The organism is Bellilinea sp. (genome assembly GCF_053501535.1).
The window spans coordinates 37,301-43,980 of sequence record NZ_JBRCOK010000095.1; the positions used below are offsets into that span (position 1 = coordinate 37,301).

At 44.9% G+C, this 6,680-nt stretch carries 6 protein-coding genes; 1 reads left to right on the plus strand and 5 read right to left on the minus strand.

Features of this window, described 5'->3' with window-relative positions:
• Positions 1-43: 43 nt before the first annotated feature.
• Positions 44-2,959 (plus strand): bifunctional diguanylate cyclase/phosphodiesterase, encoded by a 2,916-nt coding sequence (locus ACWIZX_RS09600; protein WP_448335597.1) that lies wholly within the window; start codon positions 44-46, stop codon positions 2,957-2,959.
• On the opposite strand, the gene ACWIZX_RS09605 is transcribed toward ACWIZX_RS09600, so the two are convergent.
• The 5 genes from ACWIZX_RS09605 to ACWIZX_RS09625 all read right to left on the minus strand — a co-directional run.
• On the minus strand, positions 2,956-3,552 hold the full coding sequence (locus tag ACWIZX_RS09605) for a CoA pyrophosphatase (RefSeq protein WP_448335598.1): 597 nt from the start codon (positions 3,550-3,552) through the stop codon (positions 2,956-2,958). The genes ACWIZX_RS09600 and ACWIZX_RS09605 overlap by 4 nt on opposite strands.
• A gap of 21 nt (positions 3,553-3,573) precedes the next feature.
• Positions 3,574-4,434, minus strand: coding sequence for a tRNA (adenine-N1)-methyltransferase (locus tag ACWIZX_RS09610; RefSeq protein WP_448335599.1), 861 nt, complete (start codon positions 4,432-4,434; stop codon positions 3,574-3,576).
• A gap of 7 nt (positions 4,435-4,441) precedes the next feature.
• On the minus strand, positions 4,442-4,648 hold the full coding sequence (locus ACWIZX_RS09615) for a hypothetical protein (RefSeq protein ID WP_322793596.1): 207 nt from the start codon (positions 4,646-4,648) through the stop codon (positions 4,442-4,444).
• An 80-nt stretch (positions 4,649-4,728) separates the two neighbouring features.
• The gene (gene mnmA / locus ACWIZX_RS09620; protein ID WP_448335600.1) at positions 4,729-5,835 is read right to left on the minus strand and encodes a tRNA 2-thiouridine(34) synthase MnmA; all 1,107 of its coding nucleotides are present in this window, start codon (positions 5,833-5,835) and stop codon (positions 4,729-4,731) included.
• 2 nt (positions 5,836-5,837) lie between these two features.
• On the minus strand, positions 5,838-6,680 hold an 843-nt coding region (locus tag ACWIZX_RS09625; protein ID WP_448335601.1), incomplete at its 5' end, for a cysteine desulfurase family protein.

Here is a 6,680-nt window from a genome sequence, read left to right on the forward strand (position 1 = left end):
CTTCACAATCATCATAAATCATATATATTTTAGGTTTTCACAAATGTCTCATCAAAGCCCGTACCCAACCCTAATTGATCTGCTCCTAAAAGTAAGTGATGATGCTGTTTTGATCTTTTCGCCATCCAACAAAAAACTCATTGGCTTTAATCACAAAGTAGTTGATCTGTTTTCTGGAGAATCGGTTGACGAAAACCTCCTCGAGCGATTGTTTTTCTTTGCTCCTTCTAGTCGTGATGTGATTACTTCTCGGAGCGGCAGCATTATCCGATTGAGAAATTTCAAAATCGGCAAACAATACTGCCACCTTGAAATGCGACTAAAAAATATTGAAGATAAAAATCTTGGTACGGTAACGATTGCAATCATAAAAGATCTAACCCAGCAGTTTAAGTGGCAAAAAATGCAGGAGGCGCTCGTCAAGATTTCCGAAAGTGTTGCGTCCAGCAAAGACCTATCGGAATTGTTAGTGGAATTCCATCAGATCATCAATCAAATTATGCCTGCCAGCAACTTTTATGTAGCGCTCTATAATCCTGATCAAAACCAGATTTCTTTCCCCTACTATGTCGATGAATTTGATTCCCCTCCTCCACCCCAGCCGCTTGGCAGAGGATTGACTGATTATGTAATTCGTCGAAAAACACCGCTTCTGGTGACTCCAGAAATTTTCGAAGCACTCGTCAAAACCGGTGAAGTAGAATCAATTGGCGCGCCTTCAATAGACTGGTTAGGGGTACCTCTCCTTGCCCGGCAAGTAATTATTGGAGCAATGGCAGTACAAAGTTATCAGCATGATGTCCGCTACACTCAGGAAGACCTGCAATTTCTGACCTTCGTTGCTCCACATCTTGCCAATGCTATTCTGATTAAGCAATCAGAAACGGAACAGCGAAAGCAACACGAACTAGTCAAAAGTATTTTTGAATATTCACCGAATGCAATTGTATTGACCGATCTGAACGGGAACTTCATTGATTGTAATTCGGCTTTAATCTCCTTGCTGGGAGTTCAGTCCAAGGATGAAATCATCGGAAAAAATGCCCTGGAATTTATCGTCCCGGAAGATCAGAAACGCGCTATTCGATACTTCGATGAAATCATTGCTTCTGCTAATTCATTGGAAGATGAATTCACGGCAATGACTCCGCATGGAAGTAAATTGATTTTGAAAATTTCAGCTTCGCTAATTAAGAATGAAAATCAGCAGCCTCAATATATTGTTGGTATTTTCAACGATGTAACCCAACAACGAACCTCGGAAACTGCCTTGAAAATAAGTGAAGAAAGATACAAACTGGCCTCCGAAGGAGCGAATGATGGTATCTGGGATTGGGACTTGCTCGCCAATCGCATTTATTACTCGCCCCGCTGGAAAAAATTACTCGGTTTTTCTCCCGAGGAAATCTCTGACTCGCCCGAAGAGTGGTTTACCCGGGTTCATCAGGATGACCTCCCCAATTTAAAATCGAATTTAGAAGCTCATTTGTCTGGTTTGATTCCCCACTTTGAGTGCGAACATCGCATTCGTCACAGCGATGGCGAATTCCGGTGGGTTTTAGCACGCGGAATGGCGGTTAAAGGCGAATTCGGAAATCCACACCGCATTGCCGGCTCTTTGACTGACATCACCCGTCAAAAGGTCAACGAGGATCAACTGGTTCATCAAGCACTTTACGACAGACTGACCGGATTGCCGAACCGCATCCTTTTCATCGAAAGGCTTGACCAGGCAATTAAGCGTTCAAAACGACATGAACAACCCACCTTTGCCATTCTGTTATTGGATTTGGATCGGTTCAAAATCGTAAATGACAGTCTGGGGCATCGGATAGGCGATCAGATGATTGTTGAAATAGCCCAGAGATTGGATAATTGTCTTCGGGCTGAAGATACCATTGCTCGTCTGGGCGGAGATGAGTTTGCTATCTTGCTCAGCGACCTCCACGATCCCTACGAAATCATTCAAATCATCAACCGCATTCAAAGAGAAGTCAATCGCCCGGTACTTGTTGAAGGAAATAAAGTGTTCACCACATGCAGCATTGGGGTTGCCATGGCTAATCCCGAAACAGAATCCCCCGAAGCCATGATGCGGGATGCCGATACGGCCATGTACGAAGCAAAAGCCCAGGGTGGGGATGCGTATATGATTTTTGACAAAATAATGCATGCAAAGGCTGTCTCTTTGTTGAATTTGGAAACCAATTTACGGCAGGCACTTTCCAAAGGTGAACTGGTTGTCTATTATCAGCCCATTGTAGATGCGTTCACACAAAGGGTAGTTTATATTGAAGCCTTACTCCGTTGGAATCACCCCCAACATGGTATAGTTCTACCCAATCAGTTTATCGACCTCGCCGAGGATACCGGTTTAATCCTGCCAATTGGAGAATGGGTTTTGCGGGAGGCATGTACCCAGCTCAAAAAATGGCAAGCTGCTGGAATGAGAAACCTGAAAGTCTCGGTAAATTTTTCGGCTCGTCAATTTCAGCAGACCGATCTACCATCCATGGTTCGAGATGCCCTTCTTCAAACTCAACTTGATCCCGCCTCATTGGTCATTGAAATTACCGAAAGTCGAAATTTTTCTCAATTCGAGAAATTTGAAACGATGTTATGGGAGCTGCGTGGATTGGGTGTAAAAATTTCGATTGATGATTTTGGAACCGGTTATTCTTCCTTGAGCACAATTCAACGCTTGCCCGTTCACACCATCAAGATTGGCCAGAATTTCATCTCTCAAATTGGAATTCATAAAGAAAATGACCTGATCATCCAATCCATGATCGAAATGGCACATCGTCTCGGTTTGAGTGTCATCGCAGAAGGTGTTGAAACCGAACAACAGTTGAGTATCTTAAGAAAGTTTCACTGCGACATGATTCAAGGCTTCCATTTCAGCAAGCCCGTAAAGGCTAATGAGCTTGAGTTTTTCCTGAAACCATCCGATTCTTAGGTTTGGTTGGGGATCAAGCCAAGTTTTTCCAGTAAATCTAACAGGATGCGAGCGGAAATCCCCCATAATTGCTCGCCATCATAGGGTCTGTAAAATACAACACCCTGACGAATACCAAAAGGTGAAAGCCAGTCACGAATGTGATAATTTTCTTTGCGGATAAGCCAGTCTAATGGGATCGTAAAAACCCTGCTAACTTCTTGAGGATTTATTTGAAGAACAAAAGGCCATTCGATCTGTGCAACGACAGGAAAAATGATGTAACCGGTTACCGATTCGTGGGGATGCATTGCACCCAAAACATGGACATACTCTGGTTTCAAACCGATTTCTTCATATGCTTCTCGCAAAGCAGTCGTAATTGGGCTCTCATCGGAAGGCTCAATTGCTCCGCCAGGGAACGAAACCTGCCCTTTATGATCATTAACTGATTCGGACCTGCGGGTAAACAGCACGCTCCATTTATTTTGGTCCAGGATCAAAGGCACTAAGACTGCCGCCTGTTTTCCCTTACCAGTGGGATTTATTTTTGGAAGTTCCGCCCTGTAGTTTAGCAAACTTTTAATTTTTTCGGCTGTTAATGAAATTTCCATTTGGGCCAAATCACCAACAAATCAGTCTTCGCTATCATTTTCCAATTCGTCAGTTTCTTCCAGTTCATTAATTTGCTCGTCACCATTTTCAATCAGAACCGGACGGGCAAAAATTAAAAATCCGGTGTGAGCAACCATTCGGTCAACCGGTCGAAGGCGGTCCGGTTCAGGTTTGTAATAACGCAACAACACTTCACAAACATCCACAAACGCAAAATCAAATTGTCTCAATGCCAGTAATAATTTTGATACCTGATTGGCTGTTGGCAGAATACAACCGAAAAAACCGCCCATCTTCAGTGCTTTTCGGGCATGATGAATGTAATTATAGGGGTTGGGCAAATCAAGAAATAGTGCATCCACCCCCTCCTCATCAAATCCTTGCTCCTGAGTCAGTTCTCTTAACTTAAAGTCAACCCGTTCTTCAAGCCCCAGGCGACTGATGTTCTTTCGTGCCAGTTTTTGCATTTCTTCCCTGGCTTCATAGGTAATCACTTTTCCCCGACTGCCAACCGCAAATGCCATTGCTGAAGTCAACGATCCCGAACCCGTACCAGCCTCAAGAACAACCTGTCCTTCTCCAATACCCATTTGAACAAGAATAAAACCAATATCTTTTGGATAAAGGATTTGTGTATTTCGAGGTAATTCTTTAAGCAAGTCTCCCAGTGCAGGCTGCAATACATAAAAGGGATTTCCCATGTGACTTCTGATTCGGCTGCCCCATGGTTTACCGATGATGTCATCAAATTTAACAACCCCTCGATGAGTCTGCAACTCACCGCCTTGTTTTACTCTTACAATGAAACTCTTATGGCGAAGCCCAACCAATTGGGCTAGATCTCCATCGTTGACGGTTGTACCGTGTAAATTCCAGCTCAAAGTGCCCTCACAATTTTTTCCCGGCCTTACGTTCTGGCTCAACCTGCACCAGGCTTAACCAATATCCGATACCCATAACGATGATACTTCCAATGGTTGCTGTCCCAAGATTCAATTGCCCTACCTTTATAAATTCCCATCCAATCAGATTCCCCAGCCAATGACCGCCCCAAAAACCAGTCCAGGCAAAAACAAGATAAAGCCCAAAGCGCATGAAACTCCCACCTCGCCAGAGGTGAAACGCCGCCCCATATAAAGTTGCGATAACCATCCCAAATAAAACAGATTGAAGAATCATGAGAATGTCTCCTCTCCGTTCAAAACCGGAATCGCCTTGCGAATCATCCCTCCGCCAATAACTTCCTCGCCATGGTACAATACCGCTCGCTGTCCGGGAGTTACATCTCGCAGGAATTGCTCAAATTGAACCCTTATGGTATGGGTATCTATCACCTCTATAGAAGAAGGAACCAGGCGTGCCTTATAGCGAATCTTGACATCTGCTTGAAATTGGGAAGCGGGTGGTGTTCCTGCTATCCAGTTTACACCATCAGCAATTAAACCGCCAAAGCGCAATTCCGATTCTTCACCCACGATCAAAACATTTTCTTCGACATTTTTACCGACAACATAGAAGGGACGAGGAGCCTGTATCCCTAAGCCCTTCCGCTGACCGATTGTGTAAAACCCTAATCCCTGATGCTCTCCCACCACCCGGCCCTCGGTCGTTATTACCTTTCCCGGACGAATAACATCAGGCGCGTGCTTTCGAAGAAAATCCCGATAATCTTGACCGGCAAGGAAACACAGATCCTGACTGTCTTGCCTTTCTGCAACAGGCAAACCAAACTCTCTGGCCATTTGACGTACTTGCAGCTTCGTGAACTCCCCTACAGGCAATAGGGTATGCTGTAATTGATCCTGACCTAAAACACTCAATACATAGGATTGATCCTTATTCTCATCCAGACCTTTAAGAAGTTTCACAAGCCCATTATTGGCTACACGAAGTCTGGCATAATGTCCGGTAGCCATCTTCTCAGCACCCATTGCCTGGGCATGTTTCAACAAATAATCCCAGCGGATGAACCGGTTACAAAGGAGACACGGATTTGGAGTAATACCCGTCCGATACCCCTCAAAAAAATGCTCTACAACTACCTGTCTGAAAATTTCTTGGGCATTTACCGCGTAAAAAGGGATTTTTAACTGCGCTGCAACACGCCGGGCCTGTGCCATTGCATCGGGTGTACAACAGCGATTGCTCTCCTCTTTGCCCGGCTCGCTCCACAACCTTAACATTACCCCAAATACCTGAAAGCCCTGCTCCACGAGTAAAGCTGCCGCAACCGAACTATCTACTCCGCCGCTCATCGCTACCGCAACTGTCGCACCCTTCATCTTCAACGCTTCCCAATTCCTTCATTCAACTTTCTAAAGTTTTGAATTACCACCGGTAAGGAGTTGACAAAGTTTTCGACCTCATCAGGAGTTGTATATTTTCCCACCGTAACCCGCAAAGAACCCAGCGCTAATTGTGAAGAAATGCCCATCGCCAACAACACATGCGAGGGTTTGGGATCACCAGTCTTACAGGCAGAGCCGGATGAGCATGCAAAACCAGCAGCATCAAGGTGAATCAGCAATTGGTTGCCATCCACCCCTTCGAAAACAAAACTGGCGTGATTGCTCAACCGATCAACAGGATGCCCAGTTAAATACGCCCCTTTAATAAATTCTTGCACCGAGACAATAATCTTATCCCGCAATTGCATCAGGAAGGGTTGCATATTTTGCAATTCCATTTGAGCCAGCTCAAAGGCCTTTGCCATTCCGACAATGTAGGGAACATTCTGTGTGCCTGCGCGCAATCCAAATTCCTGCCCACCGCCGGTTTGTATTGGCAGGATAGATGTGCCTTTCCGAATAAATAAAGCCCCCACTCCTTTTGGCCCATAAAACTTGTGCGCCCCGAAGGATGCCAGATCGCACCAGTTACCGAGTCCTTTCATTGAAAGGTGAGCTGCTGCCTGTACGGCATCTGTATGAAATGGTATTTCGTTTGCCCTGCAAATCTGCCCCAATTCCTCTACCGGGTTGATGCTGCCAATTTCATTGTTTCCATAAATCACCGATACGATAGCCACATCCTGGTCAATCTTTCTTCGCAGATCATCAGGATCAACCATCCCATACGTATCCACTTCCAAATATTCTAGGCGAAAACCAAAATGATCGGCTAATTG